25 protein-coding genes and 1 pseudogene are annotated in these 24,124 nt (G+C 45.1%); 9 read left to right on the forward strand and 17 right to left on the reverse strand.

Going from position 1 to position 24,124, the window contains the following annotated elements:
• Nucleotides 1–13 precede the first annotated feature (13 nt).
• The 5 genes and pseudogenes from NXX38_RS20500 to dnaB all read right to left on the reverse strand — a co-directional run bounded on the left by NXX38_RS20500 (nucleotide 14) and on the right by dnaB (nucleotide 6,772).
• The gene (locus NXX38_RS20500; protein ID WP_148366990.1) at nucleotides 14–1,267 is read right to left on the reverse strand and encodes an Nramp family divalent metal transporter; all 1,254 of its coding nucleotides are present in this window, start codon (nucleotides 1,265–1,267) and stop codon (nucleotides 14–16) included.
• Nucleotides 1,268–1,448: 181 nt separating this feature from the next.
• A pseudogene (locus tag NXX38_RS20505) lies at nucleotides 1,449–1,695 on the reverse strand (TIGR03905 family TSCPD domain-containing protein).
• Nucleotides 1,696–1,703: 8 nt separating this feature from the next.
• Nucleotides 1,704–2,441, reverse strand: a complete 738-nt coding sequence (locus NXX38_RS20510; protein WP_074636120.1) for a YebC/PmpR family DNA-binding transcriptional regulator — start codon at nucleotides 2,439–2,441, stop codon at nucleotides 1,704–1,706.
• A gap of 31 nt (nucleotides 2,442–2,472) precedes the next feature.
• Nucleotides 2,473–4,935, reverse strand: coding sequence for a phenylalanine--tRNA ligase subunit beta (pheT, locus tag NXX38_RS20515; RefSeq protein WP_258980906.1), 2,463 nt, complete (start codon nucleotides 4,933–4,935; stop codon nucleotides 2,473–2,475).
• 274 nt (nucleotides 4,936–5,209) lie between these two features.
• Nucleotides 5,210–6,772 (reverse strand): replicative DNA helicase, encoded by a 1,563-nt coding sequence (gene dnaB / locus NXX38_RS20520; protein ID WP_258980908.1) that lies wholly within the window; start codon nucleotides 6,770–6,772, stop codon nucleotides 5,210–5,212.
• A gap of 243 nt (nucleotides 6,773–7,015) precedes the next feature.
• On the opposite strand from dnaB, the gene ispE reads away from it, so the two are divergent.
• Nucleotides 7,016–7,840, forward strand: coding sequence for a 4-(cytidine 5'-diphospho)-2-C-methyl-D-erythritol kinase (gene ispE, locus NXX38_RS20525; RefSeq protein ID WP_148366994.1), 825 nt, complete (start codon nucleotides 7,016–7,018; stop codon nucleotides 7,838–7,840).
• A gap of 268 nt (nucleotides 7,841–8,108) precedes the next feature.
• Here ispE and galE read toward each other — a convergent pair whose 3' ends face one another.
• From galE to NXX38_RS20570, 9 genes are all read right to left on the reverse strand, one after another.
• The gene (gene galE, locus NXX38_RS20530) at nucleotides 8,109–9,143 is read right to left on the reverse strand and encodes a UDP-glucose 4-epimerase GalE (protein WP_074705183.1); all 1,035 of its coding nucleotides are present in this window, start codon (nucleotides 9,141–9,143) and stop codon (nucleotides 8,109–8,111) included.
• 227 nt (nucleotides 9,144–9,370) lie between these two features.
• Complete coding sequence (gene rsxA / locus NXX38_RS20535; RefSeq protein WP_004295587.1) at nucleotides 9,371–9,943, reverse strand: electron transport complex subunit RsxA; 573 nt, start codon at nucleotides 9,941–9,943, stop codon at nucleotides 9,371–9,373.
• A 96-nt stretch (nucleotides 9,944–10,039) separates the two neighbouring features.
• Nucleotides 10,040–10,627, reverse strand: a complete 588-nt coding sequence (locus NXX38_RS20540; protein WP_008998541.1) for an RnfABCDGE type electron transport complex subunit E — start codon at nucleotides 10,625–10,627, stop codon at nucleotides 10,040–10,042.
• A gap of 15 nt (nucleotides 10,628–10,642) precedes the next feature.
• Nucleotides 10,643–11,389, reverse strand: coding sequence for an RnfABCDGE type electron transport complex subunit G (locus NXX38_RS20545; protein WP_148366995.1), 747 nt, complete (start codon nucleotides 11,387–11,389; stop codon nucleotides 10,643–10,645).
• Nucleotides 11,386–12,393 (reverse strand): RnfABCDGE type electron transport complex subunit D, encoded by a 1,008-nt coding sequence (locus NXX38_RS20550; protein ID WP_004309219.1) that lies wholly within the window; start codon nucleotides 12,391–12,393, stop codon nucleotides 11,386–11,388. Before NXX38_RS20550 ends, NXX38_RS20545 begins: the two co-directional genes overlap by 4 nt.
• A 5-nt stretch (nucleotides 12,394–12,398) precedes the next feature.
• Nucleotides 12,399–13,736, reverse strand: a complete 1,338-nt coding sequence (gene rsxC, locus NXX38_RS20555) for an electron transport complex subunit RsxC (RefSeq protein ID WP_074909204.1) — start codon at nucleotides 13,734–13,736, stop codon at nucleotides 12,399–12,401.
• A 24-nt stretch (nucleotides 13,737–13,760) separates the two neighbouring features.
• A complete protein-coding gene (locus NXX38_RS20560; protein ID WP_234133547.1) occupies nucleotides 13,761–14,657 on the reverse strand; it encodes a Fe-S cluster domain-containing protein in 897 nt (298 codons plus the stop codon).
• Nucleotides 14,658–14,664: 7 nt separating this feature from the next.
• A complete protein-coding gene (locus tag NXX38_RS20565) occupies nucleotides 14,665–15,090 on the reverse strand; it encodes a SoxR reducing system RseC family protein (protein ID WP_148366997.1) in 426 nt (141 codons plus the stop codon).
• 237 nt (nucleotides 15,091–15,327) lie between these two features.
• A complete protein-coding gene (locus tag NXX38_RS20570) occupies nucleotides 15,328–15,453 on the reverse strand; it encodes a hypothetical protein (protein ID WP_258980917.1) in 126 nt (41 codons plus the stop codon).
• A 318-nt stretch (nucleotides 15,454–15,771) separates the two neighbouring features.
• Here NXX38_RS20570 and NXX38_RS20575 point away from each other — a divergent pair, with 318 nt between their 5' ends.
• Both NXX38_RS20575 and NXX38_RS20580 read left to right on the forward strand, forming a co-directional pair.
• On the forward strand, nucleotides 15,772–16,395 hold the full coding sequence (locus NXX38_RS20575; RefSeq protein WP_309569439.1) for a BT4734/BF3469 family protein: 624 nt from the start codon (nucleotides 15,772–15,774) through the stop codon (nucleotides 16,393–16,395).
• A 38-nt stretch (nucleotides 16,396–16,433) separates the two neighbouring features.
• Nucleotides 16,434–18,275: a DUF3987 domain-containing protein gene (locus tag NXX38_RS20580; RefSeq protein ID WP_258980918.1), complete on the forward strand. Its 1,842-nt coding sequence runs from the start codon at nucleotides 16,434–16,436 to the stop codon at nucleotides 18,273–18,275.
• 181 nt (nucleotides 18,276–18,456) lie between these two features.
• On the opposite strand, the gene NXX38_RS20585 is transcribed toward NXX38_RS20580, so the two are convergent.
• Nucleotides 18,457–18,675 (reverse strand): DUF4248 domain-containing protein, encoded by a 219-nt coding sequence (locus tag NXX38_RS20585; RefSeq protein WP_004295574.1) that lies wholly within the window; start codon nucleotides 18,673–18,675, stop codon nucleotides 18,457–18,459.
• Nucleotides 18,676–18,894: 219 nt separating this feature from the next.
• Here NXX38_RS20585 and NXX38_RS20590 point away from each other — a divergent pair, with 219 nt between their 5' ends.
• The 6 genes from NXX38_RS20590 to NXX38_RS20615 all read left to right on the forward strand — a co-directional run bounded on the left by NXX38_RS20590 (nucleotide 18,895) and on the right by NXX38_RS20615 (nucleotide 22,878).
• The gene (locus NXX38_RS20590) at nucleotides 18,895–19,383 is read left to right on the forward strand and encodes a DNA-binding protein (RefSeq protein ID WP_004303576.1); all 489 of its coding nucleotides are present in this window, start codon (nucleotides 18,895–18,897) and stop codon (nucleotides 19,381–19,383) included.
• Nucleotides 19,384–19,637: 254 nt separating this feature from the next.
• Nucleotides 19,638–19,970: an IS66 family insertion sequence element accessory protein TnpA gene (gene tnpA / locus NXX38_RS20595; RefSeq protein ID WP_217723764.1), complete on the forward strand. Its 333-nt coding sequence runs from the start codon at nucleotides 19,638–19,640 to the stop codon at nucleotides 19,968–19,970.
• Nucleotides 19,954–20,322: an IS66 family insertion sequence element accessory protein TnpB gene (gene tnpB, locus NXX38_RS20600; protein ID WP_167511782.1), complete on the forward strand. Its 369-nt coding sequence runs from the start codon at nucleotides 19,954–19,956 to the stop codon at nucleotides 20,320–20,322. Before tnpA (NXX38_RS20595) ends, tnpB begins: the two co-directional genes overlap by 17 nt.
• A 73-nt stretch (nucleotides 20,323–20,395) precedes the next feature.
• Entirely contained in the window at nucleotides 20,396–21,985 is a 1,590-nt protein-coding gene (gene tnpC / locus NXX38_RS20605) for an IS66 family transposase (RefSeq protein WP_195650751.1), read from the forward strand.
• A 358-nt stretch (nucleotides 21,986–22,343) separates the two neighbouring features.
• Complete coding sequence (locus NXX38_RS20610) at nucleotides 22,344–22,451, forward strand: smalltalk protein (protein WP_004295566.1); 108 nt, start codon at nucleotides 22,344–22,346, stop codon at nucleotides 22,449–22,451.
• A gap of 4 nt (nucleotides 22,452–22,455) precedes the next feature.
• Nucleotides 22,456–22,878, forward strand: a complete 423-nt coding sequence (locus tag NXX38_RS20615) for an N-acetylmuramoyl-L-alanine amidase (protein ID WP_004295564.1) — start codon at nucleotides 22,456–22,458, stop codon at nucleotides 22,876–22,878.
• A 170-nt stretch (nucleotides 22,879–23,048) separates the two neighbouring features.
• Here the strand turns inward: NXX38_RS20615 and tnpA (NXX38_RS27000) are convergent, their stop codons facing one another.
• Together tnpA (NXX38_RS27000) and NXX38_RS20620 are read right to left on the reverse strand one after the other, a co-directional pair.
• Nucleotides 23,049–23,270 carry an IS66 family insertion sequence element accessory protein TnpA gene (gene tnpA / locus NXX38_RS27000; RefSeq protein WP_409012874.1) on the reverse strand — a complete coding sequence of 74 codons (222 nt, stop codon included), beginning with the start codon at nucleotides 23,268–23,270 and terminating at the stop codon, nucleotides 23,049–23,051.
• A gap of 266 nt (nucleotides 23,271–23,536) precedes the next feature.
• Nucleotides 23,537–24,121 carry a WbuC family cupin fold metalloprotein gene (locus NXX38_RS20620; protein ID WP_258980920.1) on the reverse strand — a complete coding sequence of 195 codons (585 nt, stop codon included), beginning with the start codon at nucleotides 24,119–24,121 and terminating at the stop codon, nucleotides 23,537–23,539.
• Between the last annotated feature and the right edge of the window lie 3 nt (nucleotides 24,122–24,124).

Genomic DNA, 24,124 nt, shown 5'->3' on the forward strand with positions numbered 1-24,124 from the left:
ATTTATATTGATTTTATGAAAACAAAAGCATGATGTTCAGTGCCGAAACAATAATAGCAATCGAATACAACACAAACGTGCTCCAACGACTATTGACATAATCTCCCATCACCTTGCGGGAAGACGTCAGCCCCACCTGCAGAAACACTGTGAAAGGTAATTGAATACTAAGTATCATCTGCGAAATAATCAGTCCTTTGAAAGGATCTCCAATAAAGAAAATCAGCAATAAGGCAATTCCCAGAGACAAAAGGACTCCCACCTGCGAGTGGCTGTCTTTGATATGATACGATTCGCCGAAAATACCTGCAAAGATAGAACCCGCCGCCATTCCGCTCGTAATGGTGGATGAAATACCCGCCATCAGCAATGCCAGTGCAAATACGATGGCAGCATTACTTCCCAACAAAGGTTCGAGCAATGACTTGGCCTGTTGCAGTTCCTCTACCTGAATACCGCTTTTAAAGAAAGTAGCGGCAGCCAGCAGAATCATGGCACTGTTAATCGCCCAGCCGACAATCATGGAAAAAAGAGTATCAAACAACTCGTATTTCAAGACCTTCTTAATAGAAGCATCATCTTTCTTATTATATTCGTGACTCTGTATCACCTCCGAATGAAGGAACAGATTATGAGGCATCACTACCGCTCCCAACACACTCATGATAATCAGCATACTTCCTTTCGGAAAAGAAGGAGTCACCCACCCTGCTGTCGCAGCCGGCCAGTCTATTTCCACCAGAAACAATTCGTAGATAAACGAAAGTCCGATAACAGAGACAAATGCAATGATGGAACGCTCTATCTTCTTATACGAATTAGTGAAAAGCATGATAGAAACAAAAAGCGTAGTCAATATAGCCCCCCATATAATAGGAATATCAAAGAGCATTTCCAAGGCAATGGCACCTCCCAGAATTTCCGCTAAAGAAGTAGATATCGACGCCAGTACCGCCGTACCAAGAATAGGTCGCGACACCCATTTGGGAGTGTACTTAGTGGCCGCCTCCGAAAGGCAAAGTCCGGTAACAATCCCCAGGTGGGCAACGTTGTGCTGAAGAACGATCAGCATAATAGTAGACAATGTAACCACCCACAGTAAGGAATAGCCGAATTCGGAACCGGCGGCGAAGTTAGAAGCCCAGTTTCCCGGATCAATAAATCCTACAGTAACCAGAAGCCCCGGACCAATATACTTAAAAACATCCAGTCCACCCAGATAGCGTTTATGATCTTTGCGTTTTAAGTCTTGAAAAATATTCTTCATTTTTGCATAATAGTTTTAACCTTACAAATATACTTATAAATAACGAGTGAAGGTCAATTTTAGTTCAAAATACCGACAAGTAAGTATACAAAAATTAGGCACGGATTACGCGGATTTCACGGTCCTTATTTTATTGAAACCGTGAAATCCGTGTAATCCGTGCCCGAATAAATGTCGTCGATTAATATCCCATCTCGTGCAATGCACGACACAACTGGTCAGGACATGGAAGTCGGCCTGCCACCACACCGCACTCCTTCAAGTTTTGCGATAACATCCGCTACCTTCATTCCTCTCACAAGACGGGAAATACCTTGAAGGTTACCATTGCATCCTCCCCAGAAAACAACCTCTTTCACCACTCCATCTTCCACGTTCAGCTCGATGTTAGTGCTGCAAGTTCCCCGGGTTTTATACACATATTCCATAACCAGCCTTACTCTTCTTCCCCTTCCGGCTGCATATTGGTATAAACAGTCTGCACGTCATCAAATTCTTCCAGACGTTCGATCATCTTATCCAATGTCTCGCGTTGTTCCGGAGTCACCTCTTTCATGTCGTTCGGGATATAAGTGAAGTCTCCACCGACATCTTCAAAACCACACTCCTCCAAGTGTTTCTGAATAGCGGCATAGCTCTTGGGATTACCATAGATAGTGATTGTTCCCTCTTCGTCATCTTCTTCATATTCATCTTCCACATCATAATCGATCAGATCCAGAATCAGTTCTTCCATATCCAATCCGTCTTTCTTCTTGAAAGTAAATACACATTTGTGGTCGAACAGGAACGCGAGAGATCCCATTGTGCCGAGATTACCGCCAAACTTATTAAATACCGAACGGACGTCAGCCACTGTACGGGTTGTGTTGTCTGTCAGGGTATCTACAAATACAGCAATACCGTGAGGGCCGTACCCTTCGTAAGTCATGCTCTTGTAGTCACTCTGGTCTTTACCCATTGCGTTTTTGATAGCACGTTCAATATTATCCTTCGGCATATTCTCACGCTTACAAGTAGCGATTACCGAACGCAAAGTCGGGTTGTTTTCAGGTTCCGGACCGCCAGCCTTTACAGCTATAGCGATTTGTTTGCCCAGTCTTGTAAATGTTTTAGCCATGTGGCCCCATCTTTTCAGTTTAGCGGCCTTTCTATATTCAAATGCTCTTCCCATTGGTTTATATTTTTAGATTGAAATTTTAAGTTTATCTAAGTTTGGCACCCAGCTTATCTTCCAAGTTCTTCACCAGTTTGGACATGATCTTATCAATCATCTTATCATTCAAAGTCTGGCTCTCATCCTGAAGCAGGAAGCTCACCGCATACGACTTCTTGCCTGCTTCCAGATTCTTACCTTCGTACACATCGAAAAGTTCCACTTCTTTCAGCAGCTTCTTCTCTGTTTCGTAAGCAATCTTTTCGATTTCGGCAAACTGCACATTCTTGTCAAGCAACAATGCCAGGTCACGTTTCACAGCAGGGAACTTGGAGATTTCCTTGTAGCTGATCTTCACAGAACGGATAGCCTTCATCAGTTCCTTCCAGTTCAAGTCGGCAAAATACACTTCATTGTCGATATCAAATGCTTTCAACAGTTTTTTAGTCACGATACCGAAGGAAGCAAGACGCTTACCACCCTTCGTATTGACAGAGAGTGCGGCAGCAAAAATATCGTCCGTCAGATTACCGACAACCAGATTGTGCAAATCCAGTCCCAGACGCTTCAATATATTTTCTACATAAGCCTTCAACTCATATACCGAACTGTTCTCATCCGCATGTGCCCATGAATTGGAAACCTTCTTACCGGTTACCCACAAACCCAAGTGATAATCTTCCGAGTAAGGAGCCAATACCTTCTCTTCGTTCTTCTTGTCACCATCGAAATGATAGCAATTACCGAATTCGAAGAACTTCAAATCAGCATTCTTACGATTTGCATTATGAGCAATACTTTCCAGTCCACCGAACAGCAAAGTCTGGCGCATAGCGTTCAAATCCGCACTCAACGGATTCAGCAACATCACCAGGTGGTTGGACGGATAAGTCTCCATACCATCATAGTAAGCAGCACGCGTCAATGAGTTGTTCAGGATCTCATTAAATCCGCAACCCACCAATTGCTCTGCAATCAGGTTCTGCAATTTATTCGATTTATCATGTTCACCTTTGGTAGTCAGGCTGGAGTTCAGCGTAGTCGGGATTTCAACATTGTTATATCCGTAGATACGAAGAATATCTTCAATCACGTCACAATCACGCTGCACGTCTACACGATAAGGAGGAACAGCTAATGTCAGCCCTTCTGCCGTTTCATTAGTGATCTTCATTTCCAGGCTGGTCACAATGCTCTTGATTGTCTCTACCGGGATTACTTTTCCTACCAAAGAATGTACTTTCTCATAAGCCAGATCGACTATAAAATCGGAGGCAGGAGTAGTGAACACGTCTTTTATTTCAGAAGAAATCGTACCGCCCGCCAGTTCTTTGACCATCAAAGCAGCCAGCTTCAGGCAATAAATAACCCCGTTCGGATCAATACCGCGTTCGAAACGGAAAGAAGCATCCGTATTCAAGCCATGACGGCGGGCTGTCTTACGCACCCATGTAGGATGGAAATAAGCACTTTCGATGAATACATCTGTCGTAGCTTCCGTGGAACCGGAGTCCAGTCCGCCGAATACACCGGCAATACACATGGCCTCTTCCTTGTTACAAATCATCAGGTCGCGTTCGCTCAATTTACGCTCCACTTCATCCAGCGTAACGAACGGAGTTCCTTCCGGCATTGTCTTGACAATTACTTCATTGCCTTTGATCTTTCCGGCATCGAAGCAGTGCAACGGCTGACCGAAAGCATGAACGATATAATTGGTAATATCCACTACATTATTAATAGGACGCACCCCGATCAGACGCAATTTGTTTTGCAGCCATTCCGGACTTTCCTTCACAGTGACACCTTTCACCGTAACACCGGCATAATGCGGACAAGCTTCGCTGTTTTCCACCTTCACTTCAATATTCAAGTCATGGTTTTCCACTTTAAAGCCGTCCACCGACGGACGTTGCAAAGTAGCCTGTTTGCCGTTCTGAATCAGATAAGCGTACAAGTCACGAGCCACCCCATAGTGAGAGCAGGCATCCGCACGGTTAGGCGTGATATCCACTTCAAGCACATAGTCGCTCTTGATATTATAATAATCCTTGGCAAGCGTACCCGGAACAGCATTTTCCGGCAATACGATAATACCTGCATGATCCGTACCGATCCCTATTTCGTCTTCAGCACAAATCATACCGATAGATTCCACCCCACGGATTTTTGATTTCTTGATGGTAAAACATTCGTCACCGTCATAAAGTTTTGTACCTAAAGTAGCCACCACCACTTTCTGTCCGGCAGCCACATTCGGAGCACCACAAACAATCTGTACCGGTTCACCGTCTCCCAGATTAACAGTAGTAATATGCAAATGGTCAGAATTAGGATGTTCCGTGCAGGTCAGCACTTCACCAATCACAAGTCCTTCCAAACCACCTTTAATGGTTTGCACTTCTTCTACACCACCTGTTTCCAAGCCGATAGAAGTCAACGCAGCCGCCGTTTCATCGGGCGTCAGATCGAAGTTGACATACTCTTTCAGCCAGTTATAAGAGATATTCATATGATTAATTTTTTATTGTTTCTCAAAAAGATTTGCAAAGTTAATAAGATTTTTCGGTTGACCGAGAAGGTTTGATAAAAAATTGCGCGTTATTTCACCACAGAGGACACAGAGGACGCAGAGGATACCGGAAAAATGAAAAATAAGTGTAAATCCGTAATAAGCAAATGTATATAATTCATTTACCAACAAATTCAACATGAGTACTTAATAAAAAGAAAGAACTCTGTATTCTCTGCGTCCTCTGTGTCCTCTGTGGTGAAACAATGCACAACTAGAACGGTAACGGTCCATCCCCCGGCGCCCCGAACGGATTCACTGTCTGTGGCGAAAAATCAGGAGCCGGCGGCGGAGGTACAGACCCCGCATTGCCCGCATTCATTTTCGATCCCAGCATCGCTCCTGCAGGTTCGCCCGGCATCGGGATCACCATATCGTCCTCCGGATTGGAGAAACGGGTAAATTCTCCCTTAAACCGGAGCAACACCTCGCCTACCGCACCATTACGATGCTTGGCGATGACAATCTCCGCCATACCACGCAGGTCATTACCACGGTCATCCTGATAAATCTTATAGTATTCCGGACGGTGGATAAAGCACACCATATCGGCATCCTGCTCGATGGCTCCCGATTCACGAAGGTCACTCAACTGCGGTCGTTTACCGTCAATACCTTCACGGCTTTCCACACCACGATTCAACTGTGACAGTGCGATGATCGGAATACTCAACTCTTTTGCCAATCCTTTCAACGAACGGGAAATGGTACTAACCTCTTCCTGACGGCTACCAAACGCCATACCACTCGCATTCATCAACTGAAGGTAGTCAATGATGATGATTCGCACCCCATGTTCGCGTACCAGACGGCGTGCTTTCGTTCGAAGTTCAAACACAGACAGAGACGGCGTATCATCCACGTAAAGCGGTGCATCCATCAGATTCTTCAGTTTATAGTCCAACTGTTGCCACTCATAACCCGCCAGCTGTCCGCTCTTGATCTTTCCACTTTCAATTTCGCAGACATTGGCAATCAAACGATTCACCAGCTGAACGTTACTCATTTCAAGAGAGAACAATGCCACCGGGTTCCGGTAATCCACCGCAATATTCTTAGCCATTGAAAGGACGAAAGCAGTCTTACCCATAGCAGGACGGGCAGCTATAATAATAAGGTCGGAATTCTGCCAACCCGAAGTCATCTTATCAAGTTTCGTGAAACCACTCTCCAGACCACTCAAACCATCGGTTCGAGCCGCAGCTTTCTGAATCAGTTTATAGGCTTCGTCAATCACCGGATTGATCTGCGTATAATCTTTTTTCATATTCTGCTGTGAGATCTCAAAAAGTTTACCTTCCGCTTCCTGCATCAAGTCGTCCACATCCAGCGTTTCATCAAACGCCTTACTCTGGATATTGCTTGTAAACGTAATCAGCTCACGCGCCAGAGATTTCTGTGCAATAATACGGGCATGGTATTCAATATGTGCTGATGAAGCCACCTTACTACTCAATTGAGTAATATAGAACGGGCCTCCCACCTCTTCCAATTCTCCGCGTTTGCTAAGTTGTTCCTTTACAGTCAGAATATCCACCGGCTTCTGATTCACCGCAAGATCGGTGATAGCAGAATAAATCAACTGATGCCGGCGTTCGTAAAAAGATTCAGGACGAAGAATCTCACTCACCAACGAGTAAGCATCCTTTTCAATCATCAAAGCCCCCAAAACTGCTTCTTCCAGTTCAGGCGCCTGCGGCTGAATACGACCATAATCATTTACCGGTTGTATTTTAGTAGACTTTGAATTGCGGGTATTTCTTTTCTGTTCGGCCATCGAGGTATTTACTATTTTACAATTTACTATTTACTATTTTACGACTGGACAGACTCTATTATCACATTTATCACGGAATTCTTCCAGTCGGGACGACAAAGATAGAATATAATCATGAAGAATGGATAAGGAAAAATGAAGATTTTACTAACTTTGCTCCCGAATTACATTCAACACATGCTTAATTGTAATATGCAGCACTGCAAATAGTAAATAGTAAATAGTAAAATAGTAAATAACCTTATGCTCGCTTTTCCTAATATCAAAATAAACCTGGGACTTTCCATCACGGAAAAACGCCCGGACGGATATCACAATCTGGAAACCGTTTTCTATCCGGTAGCTCTGGAAGACGCACTGGAAATCCGTACCTCCCCTAACGCTGACCGAAAATTCACTCTCCACCAACACGGAATGGAAATAGCCGGTAACCCGGAAGACAATCTGGTAGTAAAAGCCTATTTGTTGATGGATAAGGAATTTCATCTCCCTCCTGTCGAAATCCACTTATACAAGCACATCCCTTCAGGAGCCGGACTGGGAGGAGGATCATCGGATGCCGCTTTCATGCTGAAGTTGCTCAACGATCATTATCAGCTGGGAGTATCCGAAGAACAATTGGAAGTATACGCTGCCACTTTGGGAGCAGACTGCGCTTTCTTTATCAAAAACAGACCGATATTTGCCGAAGGAATTGGAAACATCTTCTCCCCGGTCGAACTTTCATTAAACGGCTACCAAATCATGATTATAAAACCGAATGTTTTTGTTTCCACCCGGGAAGCCTTTTCAAACATTCATCCCCATCGTCCGAAATATCCGGTTATGGAGGCAATCCAGCGTCCTGTACAAGAATGGAAGGATACGTTAATCAATGATTTCGAAGCAAGTGTATTCCCGCAACATCCCGTCATTGGAGAAATCAAAGAAGAACTCTATCATCAAGGAGCAATCTACGCATCCATGAGCGGCTCCGGATCTTCGGTATTCGGATTGTTTGCTCCCGGATTCGTCTTACCGGAAATTAATTGGGGAACTGACGTATTCTGCTTCAAAGGAAAGCTATAAAGTAAAGAGCCATATAATCGTTCGCCCGTTCCGGGCAAACACAAAAAAACGGTACCACGACTCACGTCGTAGTACCGTCACAACACAAACACAAAATAAAACACGACAAAACTACTATGCAATCTTTCCTGTCTATGCCGGGGAGGCATAAGTACTATTTACGTATATTCGCATACTCATAAACAGCTTCAGGTCGATTAGCATCAATTAAACAAATCGCATGCACGATTTGTTTAAACTTTTATGTTATTTAAAACAAGTTTCCCTTTTATTGAATCCCTCTTTCACGGAGTTTCAGCTGCCAGTTCCATGCAGAGCGTAAAGTATCTTCTAAAGTTTCTACGGCTTTCCAGCCCAGCTCTTTATTAGCAAAATCCGGGTTAGCCCAAACTTTTTCAATGTCGCCTGCACGACGTCCGACAATCTGATAATTCAATTTTACGCCCGTGGCTTTTTCAAAGCCATTTATTAATTCCAATACAGAAACACCACGTCCTGTACCAATATTGAATACTTCTACTTTTTCTTTTTGTGTCTTTTCCAAGATACGACGGATAGCAATCACGTGTGCTTTAGCCAAGTCAACGACATTGATAAAGTCACGGATACAAGAACCGTCCGGTGTATCATAATCGTCACCAAACACGCTAAGTTTCTCACGGATACCGATGGCTGTCTGGGTCAGATATGGAATCAGGTTTTGAGGAACCCCGTTAGGCAGTTCACCCAGCAATGCAGTAGGATGCGCACCAATCGGGTTGAAATAGCGCAACATGATCGCATTGATCGGAGCACCTGAAGCTACCGTGTCACGAATAATCTCTTCATTGATCTGTTTGGTATTTCCATAAGGTGATTCCGCTTTCTTGATCGGAGCCTTTTCCGTTACCGGCAACTCGTCCGGCTGACCGTATACTGTACAAGAAGAAGAGAACACAATACCTTCTACTCCATGCTTTGGCATCAGTTCGAGAAGGTTAATCAAAGAAACCAGGTTATTACGGTAGTAAAGCAACGGTTTCTGTACCGATTCTCCTACTGCTTTGCTAGCTGCAAAGTGAATGATAGCCTTAATTCCTTTATATTTTGTAAATACTGCATCCAGACCGGCAAAGTCCAGGCAATCCAGCTTTTCAAAAACTGGACGAATACCGGAAACTTTCTCTATATTGTCAACAACGTCAGCACTTGAATTTGATAAATTATCGATGATGATTACTTCATATCCGCTGTTTTGTAGTTCTACAACAGTATGAGACCCAATGTATCCTGTCCCGCCTGTTACTAAAATTCTTTCTTTCATATACTTTATAAAATGGTTAGTTTCTCGGCTTATTATTGTTTGAGTTACAAATGTATGGAAATAAAATGGAATAGCAATAATTTGCCACGAATTTATTTGCTAAAAAGTAATTAAGGTACGATTTGGTAGCATTTAGGTATAAAAAAGAATTGGAAACTCTAATCTGTATGTCGCCACACAGCAGAGCTTCCAATCCCCTATTTAATTATCAACTGTAAATCCTTACCTTACACCACGCCGGAGAATCCCATGAATGCCATAGCAAGCAAACCGGCGGTAATCAAAGCAATCGGAGTTCCTTGCATTCCTTTCGGAATTTTCACAAGGCTCATCTGTTCGCGCAATCCGGCAAAAAGCACCAGTGCCAGACCGAAGCCGATAGCCGTAGAGAATGCGTATACAACACCCGTCAGCAGGTCATAGTCTTTCTGAATCACCAGGATAGCGACCCCCAGAATACAACAGTTCGTTGTAATCAGCGGCAAGAATACACCCAAAGCCTGATACAGAGCCGGAGACACCTTTTTCAGGATGATTTCCACCATCTGCACCAGTCCGGCAATCACCAGGATGAACGTAATCGTCTGCAAATATCCCAGTCCGAAAACATCCAGTACAAACTTCTGAATCAGGAAGGTGACGATGGTAGCGATGGTCAACACGAAAGCAACCGCAGCGCTCATACCCATCGCAGTTTCCACCTTCTTGGATACGCCCAGGAACGGACAGATACCCAAGAACTGCGACAACACGATGTTGTTTACAAAGATTGCCGAAATAAATATCAATATATATTCCATAGTTGTTAAATTGAAAATTGAAAATTGAGAATTAAAAAATCAGAGAATGTGAAAATGAAATTAAGAATATGGTTCATATCTATTATTTCTCAATTCTCAATTTTCAGTTCTCAATTTATTAATTATTGCAATGAGGTATCCCAAAGCGATGAAAGCACCCGGAGCCAATACGAATACCAACATTCCATATTCTTCCGGCATGATGGTCAGATCGAAGATTTTACCGGTCCCCAGAAACTCGCGGACAGCACCCAGCAAAGTCAGGGCGATGGTGAAACCAAGTCCCATACCGATACCGTCGAACATGGAAGCAACTGCGTTATTCTTGGCAGCAAAGGCTTCGGCACGTCCCAGCACAATACAGTTCACTACAATCAACGGAATGAAAAGACCGAGTGTAGCATACAGTCCCGGCACGTAAGCCTGCATCACCATTTGAAGCAAGGTCACGAAGGATGCGATCACCACAATAAACGATGGGATACGCACCATGTCCGGAATCAGGTTCTTTATTAAAGAGATCACCACATTCGAGCAGATCAATACGAACATGGTAGCCAGTCCCATACCCATACCATTGATAGCCGATGACGTGGTACCCAATGTAGGGCACATACCGAGCAGGAGTACAAACGTAGGATTCTCTTTAATAATCCCGTTCATCATTACTTTAAAGTTATTCATTATCTGTCTCCTTTCTTATTTAGCACTGACCGAATCAGTTAGTTCAACTTTAATCGTAGCTCCCGTAGCAGCGTCAGCAGCATCTGCGTCCGCGCCTTTCGCTTTTTGAGAGGCACCGGTTACACCGTTCACTTCCCCGCCTTCGGCCTTATAGGCTTGATAAGCGGCATTCACTGCATTGAGGAAAGCACGTGAAGTAATGGTAGAAGCTGTGATGGCATCCACCGCTCCCCCATCTTTGCTGACAGTCAACGGAGCTTCACCCGGATTCATACCCAGAATAGATTTTTTACTCTCTTCGTGAGATACCGCTTGTTCTCCCTTTGCAGGATCATAAGCCCCGAACCATTTGTCGGCCTTAGAGCCCAATCCCGGAGTTTCCGCATGTGCCAACAGGGAGTAGTTATAGATTTTTCCTTCGGCATTAAAACCTACCAGCACTTTCAGTTCACCGCCAAATCCCATTGATTTAGCTTCAACGGCCGTGCCCACCAGTTCTTCCCCGTTCTTGGCCGGATAAACGATAAAGTCAACGATCTTCTTTCCGTCTTTCTCGCTGAAGATCGTATCACTTTCCGCTACCGGATTGTTGGTAAATTCAGGAAGAACCTTTTTCAAGGCCTCGTTCAGCGTCTTTGCATTCGCTTCGGCGATAGGGCCTTTCGTCAGTTCATTTACATAAGCCAGCAACGCAACGGAAATAGCAGTCACTCCCGTAAGCACCAGCAACATATTCTTTAAAGATGATTCTAACTTTTTCATTTCTTCTTCGCTACCTCCCCAAAGCGTTTAGGTTTACAATAGGTGTTAATCAGCGGAGTGAACGCATTCATAATCAGGATGGCGAACGACATACCTTCGGGATAGGCACCGAACAAGCGGATAACCACTGTCAGCAGACCGATACATACACCATAAATCAGCATCCCTTTCTTGCTCATCGGAGAAGTCACATAGTCGGTTGCCATAAAGACGGCACCCAGCATCAGACCACCGGAAAGCAACTGCAATACCGGAGATACATATTTTTCCGGATCTGCAAGGTGCATGATACCGGCAAAGATAAACACGGTAGCCAGGATAGACACAGGAATATGCCAGGTGATAATCTTCTTCCAAAGCATATAAACCAGCCCGATCAGCAGAGCCAGTGCACTCACTTCACCCAAGCATCCGCCGTTCTGTCCGATCAGCAAGCTCAATGCGTCCGGAATCTGGTTTAAAGCATCCATAGCCGCGCTCTTATCTGCAGCATGAATCGCCTGTTTCATCAATGCCAGCGGAGTAGCACCGGTGGTAGCGTCCGTATATGCCGTCAACTGTCCGACTACCGGCCAGCTGGTCATCTGCACCGGGAAAGAAAGCAACAGGAACACGCGGCCTGCCAATGCAGGGTTAAAAGGATTGCAACCCAGTCCGCCGAAAGACATCTTGCCTACACCGATAGCAAACAGTGCGCCCAGGATGATAATCCAGATAGGCAGGTTAGACGGTAAGTTAAATGCCAGCAACACACCTGTGATGATGGCAGAGCCGTCGCAGATGGTGGTGGTCGGTTTCTTCATTAAATATTTTCCGATGGCCCATTCGAAGAACAAACAAGCCGCAACGGAAGTAGCCGTGACAATCAGAGCCCCCAGTCCGAAGAAATAGAGAGACACCAGAAAAGCCGGAATCAGTGCGATCAGCACGCCATACATATTTTTCTGTACGCTGTCTCCGCCATGGACGTGGGGCGATAGTGATACGATTAATTTATTTTCCATATTCGTTATTTTTTAGCTTGACGTGCACGAATCATAGCTCCCACTTTGCCTTTACCCAGACGACAATAGTCGAGCAGCGGACGGTTGGCGGGACAAGTGAACTGGCAAGAGCCGCACTCGATACAATCCATGATTCTTTCTTTTTCCATTGTTTCAAAATCTCCGTTTTCGGACAAAGCTCCGAGCAAGTACGGCTCCAGTCCCATCGGACAGGCACTCACACACTTCGCGCAACGGATACAGGTCTGCGCCTCCCCACGTTTGGCTTCCTTTTGGTTCATAATCAGGATACCGGAACTGCCCTTCGCAGTAGGAACCTCGATGTTTACCAACGCCTTACCCATCATCGGGCCGCCGCCGATCACCTTACCCGTATCTTCGGGCAAACCGCCGCAAGCGTCGATCAACTGCTTCATCGGCGTACCGATACGAGCCAGGAAGTTGGACGGTTTGGCAACCGACTTTCCTGTCACGGTAATCACCCGTTCGAACAACGGCTTATTCTTCTGTACCGCTTCATAAACGGCAAATGCTGTTCCCACGTTCTGCACGACCGCTCCCGTAGAGATAGGCAACGCGCCGCTGGCCACCTGACGTTTGGTGATCGCATCGATCAGCTGCTTTTCACCTCCTTGCGGATATTTCACCTTCAAGGGCACGACCTCGATGCCTGCGTAGCTGGAAGCCACTTTCGTCATCAGTTCGATAGCATCCGGCTTATTATTTTCGATTCCGATAAATGCCTTGTTCACTTTCACCGCTTTCATCAGGATAGAAACACCTACCATGATTTCTTCCGCGTGTTCCAGCATCAGCTGATGGTCGGCAGTCAGGTAAGGTTCACACTCTACGGCATTGATTATCACACATTCCGCCTTGAAAGAAGGAGGAGGACAAAGTTTCACTTGAGTAGGGAAACAAGCACCGCCCAGCCCTACGATTCCGGCATCGGCAATCTTCTTCACGATCTCTTCTGCGGAAAGTTCACACTCTTTCACCAGTGTGGTGCTACGGTCGATTGTTTCTTCCCATTCGTCGCCTTCCACGTCAATGAAGATAGCAGGTTTCGCATAACCGCTGGCATCGACTATGGTATCAATCTTCGCCACTTTACCGCTGACTGAAGAGTGAATTGCTGCCGAAACAAAGCCGGCAGGTTCGGCAATCCGTGTGCCCACCTTTACCACATCCCCTTTCGCAACGATCGGTTTTGCAGGTGCACCGATGTGCTGCCCCAGCAAAATAACAGCCTTTGCAGGAACTTCCGCTGTGATAATGGGTTGATGTGCCGACAATTTATTTTCGTGTGGATGAACTCCACCAATTGAAAATGTCTTTAACATACAATTCTGTATTTTATTCTGTTATTATTCTGTTACTTTTGGAGCTTCTGTTGTCTTTGCAGCAGCAGGTTTCGGAGTAGCCGGAGCCTCTTCTTTCGGTTTCCGCGGAGGGAAATTCAATTCGATAATGGTATTCTGCGGACAAACTTCCACACATTTCCGGCAAGATTTGCACTTGTTCGGATCAATGTAAGCCAAGTTGTTTTCCAGCGTGATAGCTTCGAACGGACAAGTCTTCACACACTTGCCGCAGCCGATACAGCCCACCGCACAAGCCTTGCGTGTCACAGCTCCCTTGTCTTTATTCACACAAGAGATATACACACGGCGCGATTTCTTTCCTTGCGGACGGATTTCAATAATCGCCTTCGGACAAGCCTTTACACAGGCACCACAAGCGGTACATTTCGCTTCATCCACTTCCGGAAGTCCTGTTTCAGGATTCATGTGGATGGCATCGAACTGACAGGCAGCCACACAGTCGCCGCATCCCAGACAGCCGTAGCTGCAACCCGTTTCCCCGCCATACAGCGAAGCAGCGATAGCACAACTCCTCGCACCGTCGTATTGGTTAATACGCGGACGATTCGCACACGTTCCGTTACATCTCACCACTGCTACCATCGGTTCAGCTTCTCCGGCTGCAAGCCCAAGGATATCAGCAATCTGTGCCATGACGGGCTGTCCGCCTACGGGGCAGAACTTGCCATCCAGCGAACCGGCTTTGACGCAAGCGTCGGCAAATCCGCTACAACCGGGGTAGCCACATCCACCGCAATTAGCCTGGGGAAGCACTTCTCCCACCTGGGCAATCCGCGGATCTTCATACACGGCAAATTTCTTGGAAGCCACATAAAGAATAGCGGCTAGCACGAGCGCTATAGCTCCCAATGAAATCACTGCAATCAGAATCAAATTCATAATGTTTTTAGTTATTTATTGGTTTTATAGTAAATGAAAATTGTTGTTTGAGTCGCGTTTTGTTGAGCCATAAAACGAAATAATAAGGTATAAGGACAGCCAGAGAAAGAAGAGCCGCATACAGTTCATTCCCCATCAAAGCCATCAAAAGAAACAATGAGAATATAAGAAGTACGAAAGGAAGTACAAACGCCAACAATACCGCCATCATGCCCATCGACGTTTCGCCGACCACCATTACTTTCTCTCCCACCTGATAGGAAGAAGCCGCCGTATCTATGATATCTATGATTTTGTCCTTACTATCCGCCGAAGAACAATGTCCCTTTGCGCCACAAGCCGCACAAGCCGATGTCTGGACAATCCTCACCGACAGATGAGAACCCTGTATGTTTTCCACAATACCTAGATGCTTTATAGTATTATTCGTCATTCTGCAAACTCCACATTACAAATCGCGGCAAATTTAATCATTATTTGTGAACTACGAAGCATTCCTCAAACTTTTTCTACATAATAAAATGTTATTTTTTGCGTTTTCGTTATCGCACACGAAAAAGGTATGGCTACTATTTGATAGATTTTAAAAATGACAAATAGACATCTTAAACAAAAAAATCCCGGCCGTTTTATTTATTCAGCCGGGATTTTCTATCAATTATTTCACGGATTACTCCACTATCCTCTTCTTGTAGTAGCGCAGATACATTCTCACCAACGTATTCAAAATCTGTTCAATCTCCTCTTCGTTGTAGGCATTCAAACAGAGATTCATTACTTTTATATAATCGTTCAATGGGAGATTTAGCCCTTTTTTATGCCATTCAAAACATCATGTCCCATACCTAGGGTCTCGCAGACATACTCATTTCTCAATTTCGCACGTTTAAGCAACTCATTAATATAAGCTCCCAAATCACTGCAACAAACCGTTTTCTTTTTCATCTTTGTTTTTTGTTGTTAAATACACACTTCAATAATTAATTATTTTAACTTTTATCCTCACATATCAGGGTAGAGTCTATTTTGTTATTACTACTTTCATGCCGTGTTTTGGCACACACTCATTTTTTTTGCAAAAATAAACATTTTAACTTATAACAAAAAGAAAATGATATCAAACAACTACAGAATGTCCTATTTCATGCCACCGATCGCTCCTATCAAAGACAAACAAGGCCGACTGATGACTCCTCCCACACTTATCCCTTTCTGCGAAGTCTCCCTCGAACAAGTTTTCCAAATGATTACCTGCAACGAGAATCTCAAAACCCTGACCGAACAAGTACGGAATGCCGCGGATATACGAGCAGCCAAAGCGTCATTACTACCGTATGTGACTCCCTGCGGCACATTCACCCGCCGCAGCAGTAAGGATTTCGTCTCCCCGTCCCACCTGGTGATAGTAGATGTGGACGGTCTCTGCTCCTATCAGGAAGCAGTGGAAATGCGCCGTATGCTCTATGACGATCCTCTCCTGCAACCTGTACTCACCTTTATCAGCCCCAGCGGACTGGGTGTAAAGGCATTTGTTCCTTGCCATTATTCCTCCACGACAGATGATGCCAAAAATATCACAGACAACATGAGTTGGGCGATGCGGTACGTAGAGACGGCATACAATACGGTAACAGCGGTTTCTTCCGAAACGAAACCCAAAGTAGACTTCTCCGGCAAAGACCTCGTGAGATCCTGTTTCCTTAGTTATGACCCGGAAGCATTGTTCAGAACCAAGTAAACGAGAATAATTAAACATTATTTTATAAAAATCAAAACATGACCGATATTGAATCTTTATGCCGTCTCACCGAAGCAGTCGAAGCGGCAGGAGCGGACATTGCTCCCACCTATCTTGAATACGTACAATTGTCATTCGCCATCGCAACGGATTGCGGTGAAGCAGGACGTGACTTTTTCCATCGCCTGTGCCGGGTGTCTCCCAAGTATCAGCGCGAACATGCCGAACGGGTATTCTCCAACGCACTCCACACCCAACGTGGAGAAGTGCACTTGGGCACCGCTTTCCACCTGGCCGAAGCGACGGGAGTAAGCATCTGCATAGAAGAAATGCCCAAACATCCCACAGGTACAAAAGGTACAGCAGGTACAGCACGCAAATTTCCCCCACACACGGGCGCGTATAATAAGGTAGGGAATGGCAATATCTCCGAAGAAAGAGAAGGGGAAGAAGAACTATTGCCGGGCAGTGAACCGCAACATCAATTGCCCACTTTTCCGAAAAACAACTGGCCGGAATTCTTGCAACGTATCATAAAAGCCGGGAGCAGCCCAATACAACACGACATCATGTTATTGGGAGCGCTCACTGCCCTGGGTGCCTGTATGTCGCGCCACGTGCGATGCCTATATGGCGGCAAATACCATCACCCCAGCCTCCAATGTTTCGTAGTGGCTCCTTCGGCTTCCGGCAAAGGTATCCTTTCCTACATCCGCTTACTCGTGGAACCTATCCACGACGAGATCCGCAAAGAAGTGACCATACAGATGAAAGCATACAAAAAAGAGAAAGCCGAGTACGATACAATGGGAAAAGAACGAACCAAAAAGGAGGCTCCACAAATGCCCCCTAACAGGATGTTCCTCATTTCGGGCAACAACACCGGTACGGGTATCCTACAAAACATCATGGACTCCGACGGAACCGGACTTATCTGCGAAGCGGAAGCGGACACCCTTTCCACCGCCATCGGATCGGACCACGGTCATTGGAGCGATACCCTGCGCAAAGCGTTCGACCACGACCGCTTGTCCTACAACCGCCGCACCGACCAGGAATACCGGGAAGTGAAGAAAAGCTATCTTTCCGTCCTGATTTCGGGTACGCCGTCGCAGGTGCAAACTTTCATTCCGACAGCAGAAGACGGATCATACTCCCGCCAATTATATTATTACATGTGCGGAATCAGTAAATGGATCAGCCAATTTATGGACAACGAGATAGATTGGGAGGAGATATTCACCGCTATGGGACTGGAATGGAAAGAAAAGTTGAGCGTGATAAAAACACACGGCATTCATACCCTGCAACTTACGGATGAACAAAAAGAAGAAATCGACACCGTCTTTTCCGACTTGTTTGAACGCTCCAGTGTAGCTAATGGAAGGGAAATGTATAGTTTTGTGGCACGTCTGGCCGTCAATCTATGCAGAATCATGTCGGAAGTAGCCGTATTGCGTGCCCTCGAAAGCCCGCAGCCCTACGACTTCAAGACCTCTCCCACCTCTCCTTTCACACCGGACAAGGAGATTCCTGCGGACAACCGCAAAGATGACATCATCACTCGTTGGGATGTATCCATTTCACAGGAAGACTTTCATGCTGTGCTTAGCCTTGCGGAGCCTCTCTACTGTCATGCCACGCATATTCTATCGTTCCTCCCCAGTACAGAAGTCAGCCATCGTCCTAATGCCGATCGTGATTATCTTTTCCAGAAACTGGGTGATGAATTTACTCGTACCCAGTTACTGGAAGAAGCAGTTGCCATGGGAATTAAAGAAAACACAGCCCTCACTTGGCTGAAGCGTCTCACCAAACACGGAAAATTAATCAGTATGGACGGTAAAGGGTTGTATGCGCGTGCGTGTGTGTATGAGTGAACCGGAAAAAGTGTACCTACTGTACCCGTTTTACTTACGGATGCAGTAGTCATTTCAATTACCACATCCGTTTTGACTGAAACAATCGTTTGTCCTGCATAAAGCATCGCTTTAGGAGGTGTAAAGCTAAGCTTTAGACATCGTAAAGCGGTGCTTTATACACCATAAAGCGACGCTTTATTTAAGGCTCTCCTAAAGCATCCACAATGACTCTCACCTCCAACGGTGTGAATGAGCGTCGCTTTGATTCGTAGCCTAAGTCGTACAGGCGTTGCAGAAGTCCGGGACACAAAGAGATCCATTTCTTCATCTTTCGATAGGCAGCGATGTCAGTTAGTTGTGGAGAATAGAGTTGCGCCAGTTCCATGCGCCCGTAAGCACGTATTTTAAATTCACTCATGATGGATATATTTCTGATTTACTGTTACAAAAATAACAAAAAACGACTATATAACCAACGTTTTTCCATTGAATAACCGACTATAATGACAAATAACCGACCGCTACCAGACACAACCGTGCACAGCTGATTTCCGGGAGATCCGGAGTAGTATTTTTGTATCGTCGAAAGGGAAAAGAAGCCCCGGACAATATGTTTAACCCTTTAATTTATTGTTTTATGATTCGTTACAAAATTTATCAGAACCAGCAGAAGAAAGGCTTGAATGCGGGTAAGTGGTTCGCCCGTGCAGTAAGCGACGAGACGTTTGATTTGGCAAAGCTTGCCGAACATATGTCGAAGCACAATTCACCGTATTCCGGTGGTGTCATCAAAGGTGTGCTTTCGGATATGGTAGATTGCATCAAGGAATTGTTGCTAGACGGCAAGTGTGTGAAAATTGATGATCTTGCCATTTTTGGTGTGGGTATTCGCAGTAAGGCAGCCGATACGCTGGAAGAGTTCTCGTTGGAGAAGAATATTAGCGGCATGCGTCTGAAAGCCCGTGCCACCGGTAATCTGTCGACCAATAATCTGAAACTCGACAGCCAGTTGAAGCAGCAGGCGGAATATCAGAAACCGACAACTGCCGGAGGAGGTTCTGATTCGGGTGACAACCCTGATCCGAAACCGGATGGAGGTGGCGAAGCGCCTGACCCGGCTGCCTAAAAGATTCACCACAGACTACACAGATTTCCACAGATTATATTGAATTGGTAGTTGCTAAAGTAGTCGATTATTTATCTGTGTGAGTCTGTGTAGATCTGTGGTAAACCTATGGCAAACCTACAGTAAATCTGTGGTAAAAGAAAACTATTATTAATTTATTTGTAAGCATCCGATAAAGTACCCGTTTTCTCTGTCATATTTTCATAGCACCTTTGCCTGTGCAATATTGCATGAACTTCTAACATATTTTCATTATGACAAAAGAACAATTTACCTCTTTACAGGAACTGCATCGTTTAAGCGGTCTGAGTCTTCTGAAATTTCTGCAACGTGAACATGTCAGTTACTCCACGTACAATTATTGGAAACGTAAATCTTCCAGTGTTCCCGATCACGAGACATCTGCTCCCCAATCAGTCTTAGCCCCCATCAGCCTGACGTCCCCCTGTATTGCTTCCTCCTCTTCTGTTTCCGGAATGACCCTGTTGTTTCCTAATGGCGTCCGTGCCCATTTGGGTGCCGGTATGGAAGAGGCCGCTTCCCGTTTGATTAACCAATACGCCTGTTGCCATGTTCTGCCTGAATGATACGATGCGGTATTTTCTCTGCCCCGGCAGGACTGATATGCGCAAGGGTATCAGTTCTCTCTGCGGTGTGGTACACGAGCGTATGGGCTGCAGTGTCAGGAACGGTGATGTATTCATCTTCATTGGCAGCAGCCGTAAATTGATGAAGCTTCTCCATGCCGAGGATGGCGGTCTGGTGATGTATGTCAAGCGCCTTGAAGCCGGTCATTTCAAGATTCCCGAATATGACGAGAAATCGCGCAGCTATCCGATGGAATGGCGCGATCTTGTCATTATGGTGGAAGGAATCCGTGAATCTCCCGGGCAGCGTTTGAGACGTCTGAGGGCGGAACGAAATGTATATACTGTATAAAAATAGATGTCGTATTCCTTGTCTGTCCGGGATATATTTTGTACATTTATAGTGTAATTAAAAGAAACGGATTATGACTCAGGAAGAGATGCTTTCACAGATGAACTCAATGCTGCAGTCCCTGCAGCAGGTGAACGCATCCCAGGCTGAGACCATTATCAGGCTTACCCGGCAGAATGAATCCTTACAGAACCGTCTCAATGAGCTGACGGCTCAAGTCGCATGGCTGAACCGCCAGCTTTTCGGTCACAAGTCAGAGAAACTCCCGTCTCTTGATTCCAACCAGCCTGACCTGTTCGGTGACTTTCTTCCTGATAACGCGGCTGAACTGGAAAAAGCGCGTGAAGTAGCGGTGCAGACAATCACAAAAGAAACGGTGGAGAGCAAGAAACGGGAACGGAATAACCGCAGGATAATGGAAGGTCTTCCCGTACTTGAAAGGGTAATCATCGAGCCGGAAGACATTGACCTGGAACTGTACAGGAAGATTGGTGAGGAAGTGACCCGTGTGGTGGAACATAAGCCCGGACAACTTTATATAAAGGAGATTGTACGGCCCAAATATGCCCTTAAAGACAACACTTCACTTCCACCGGTCGGCAGAAAAGGAGTGGAGATAGCCGCCATGCCGCTGTTGCCTATATACAAAGGAATAGCGGGACCTACACTTTTGGCGGAGATACTCCTGCAGAAATATGAGTATCATCTTCCCTTCTACCGCCAGGTGAAACAGTTGCATCACCTGGGCTTCAAAGCTAGTGAAAGTACCATAGACGGATGGTTCAAGCCTGCGGTTGAACTTCTCAAGCCACTTTACGAGGTACTCAGGCAGGAAATCATGAAATCCGACTACATACAGGGGGATGAAACGACCGTACCTGTACTGGACAAGGCAGGACATCAGACCAACAAGGAATACTTGTGGATGGTCAGGGCGGTAGTCGAACGACTGGTGCTTTTCCATTATGACAAAGGATCACGGTCAGGTACGGTGATAGGGCAACTGGCTAAAGACTTCAAGGGTTATTTCCAATGTGACGGCTTTGAGGGTTACGAATCGGCTTTCAAGGTCAACCCGAATGTGCGCCTTGTTAACTGCATGGCTCATATACGCAGGTATTTTGAGCAGGCACTTGCTGAAAACAGGCAGATGGCGGAACATGCCTTAAAAGAAATACAGCTTCTATATCGCATAGAACATGACTGTGACCAGAAGCAGCTTACAGAAAATGAACGAATGGGAAAACGTCAGGAACTTGCCGGACCTATTATGGATGCCTTGAAGCTATGGATGGAAACAGAAGGGATAAAATACAGCCCAAACAGCCTGACCGGAAAGGCGATAACCTATGCCTATACCCGCTGGGAGAATATGATGAGGTATCTGCAGGATGGACGTATCCATATTGATAACAATCTGGCGGAAAATGCCATCCGACCAATCACATTGGGTAGAAAGAACTACTTGTTCTGTGGAGACCATCAGGCGGCCGTCAGCATGAGTGTCGTCTGTTCGTTACTGGCTACGTGCAAAGCGCATAAAGTAAATCCGCGCACTTATCTGAATGACGTTATAGCAAGAATGCCATATATGCAGAAGGCAAATTATGAGGAACTGCTACAAATGTTGCCACACAAATGGAAGGAAAAGAATAAAGAATGATGGAGATACAACGATAGATGGCTGCTTACCAGGAAAGGAGATACAGCCATTTTTTATAGTGTACTTTATCGGATGCTTACGCCACACAAATGGAAGGAAAAGAATAAAGAATGATGGAGATACAACGATAGATGGCTGCTTACCAGGAAAGGAGATACAGCCATTTTTTATAGTGTACTTTATCGGATGCTTACACTTTATCGGATGCTTACGATGCTTACGCCACACAAATGGAAGGAAAAGAATAAAGAATGATGGAGATACAACGATAGATGGCTGCTTACCAGGAAAGGAGATACAGCCATTTTTTATAGTGTACTTTATCGGATGCTTACATTTATTTAAAACCTGTTATTGTATGAGTAAATCATCATCTTCCCGCTCTGTATGGAGCTTAGTCCTCAAAATCGTTATCACTGTAGCCACCGCCATCGGAGGTGTGTTCGGAATACAAAGTTGCATGTAACCCCATGCGGACTATTACATTAATTATCATTCATTGCAGTGCCACGCCGGAAGGAAAGTCCCTTTCGGCGGAGGCTTGCCGACAGGATCATATCTTGCACCGTGGTTTCCGTGATATTGGCTATCATTTTTACATCACTCGTGATGGGGAGATTCACCGGGGACGTGCGTTAGAAAAGATCGGGGCACACTGCCGTAATCATAATGCCCATTCGGTTGGTGTTTGTTATGAGGGAGGACTGGATGCGAACGGAAAACCGAAAGATACGCGTACACTGGAACAAAAAGGAGCTTTGCTTGCTTTGTTGAGGGAGTTGAAAAGGCAGTTTCCGAAAGCACTGGTCGTGGGACACCGGGACTTAAATCCGATGAAAGGATGTCCGTGTTTTGATGCGGTGAAAGAGTATGCAGAAATAACATCCTTTTAGGTTTCCACCACTAGCTTATTGTATAAAAATATCAACGATCTTCACAGACAGTTGGTATTTTTGGAAATCATATTAGTGCTAACACTAATATGAAGAGCGAGATTAGGACAATATCACTATATTGCTCCTAATCTACTAAATGTAGGGATTCATGTTTGTCACATGAATCCCTACATTTTTTCCATCTTATTGTAAATGTTCAATTTTAACATAACGTGAAAATCCACAGTGGATTGACTTATAAGAATGAAGTTGTCGGACTGTTCCAATGTCGAGACAACGCTTTCTTTAAACTTTCTGACCCAAAAGTAAAAGCGAGCCTCGCGGATTCCTTGTTCCTTGCAGAAGTCACGGACTATTTGGCCCGAAACCTGAAATTGCTTATATAGCACTTTAAAATATTCAATTGTTTAATATACCATAATGTGTTTTTTTGTATGCAAATATAGACTGTTGGTATGGAGTAAAAAAACGGAGTTTACCGATTGCTCAATCTACCTTTGCAATCTGTATGCAACGAGCGACGTACTCAGCTGTCATAAGCTACATTGATCCTGAACGCTGCTCCTTTTCCATGAAATCAGCTACACGCTTTTTCAATTCTTCTGTGATCATAATTAATATTTGATAAAGGATTATAAATTCGATTGTTAGTTTCTTACAGTTCCTTCATTGCCTTCTCGACATCTTCCAAAGGAATATTTAGCATTCGAGAGACGTATAAAGGAGAGATTACATCCATAGAACCTGACTGGCGTTCCATTCCAATGATATACTCAATGTTCTTCTTCAGGTCACCGAGGGAGTTGGTGAAAGATTCTTCGGTTGAGACAGAATCCCTCTTTGCTCTGTACTCGTCAAATGTTTCAGTACCATCCTCGCCATACTTACCATCCTTTACTTCATAAATGATAGACGGTTCCAAGACCTCTACAATGTGCCAAGCACCAGCTGGTACAACACATCCGAAATTGCCAACAGATGGATCGAGGTGAATACGCTCCACCTCGTTGCTATCGTTGTCATAGACAATCTCAATGAGCTTTCCACAAATAAGCAGAACATTTTCATTGCTGTTTGGGTGACGATGGATAGGAACCTGCGTTCCTGGCATAAGAGCATTCAGCATACGCTGACCGCCATCGTCAGGACTAGTTCTTAGGTCGTAATTCTGACGAAGTCGAGGATTTGTCAAAGCCTTATCAAAGAGTTCTGATATTAATTTCTTGTTAATTTCAATCATAAT

The sequence above is a fragment of the Bacteroides sp. BFG-637 genome, assembly GCF_024793605.1.
Classification (GTDB): Bacteria; Bacteroidota; Bacteroidia; order Bacteroidales; family Bacteroidaceae; genus Bacteroides; species Bacteroides vicugnae.